Annotated in this window: 1 pseudogene; it reads left to right on the forward strand. The window is 49.8% G+C overall.

Annotation, left to right across the window (positions count from 1 at the left end):
• A pseudogene (locus ACWGS9_RS35980) lies at positions 1 to 144 on the forward strand (IS630 family transposase); the annotation flags it as partial.
• Positions 145 to 217: the final 73 nt, after the last annotated feature.

The raw sequence follows: 217 nt of genomic DNA on the forward strand, positions 1-217 counted from the left end.
GAGGCCGACATCGACGCATTCATCGAAACCCACAACGAAAACCCCACCCCATACAAGTGGGTCAAATCCGCCGACCAGATCCTCGCATCGGTCAAGCGTTTCTGCCAGAAGACAATGAACCGAACTTCAGATTCAGGTGACTAGGTCGCAAACTCATAAACTGGGTATCGTGCTGATGTAAGTTCTGATTCAAGGCTTCTTTTGGAGGCTTTGATGC

This window comes from Mesorhizobium sp. Arg314 (genome assembly GCF_053714275.1).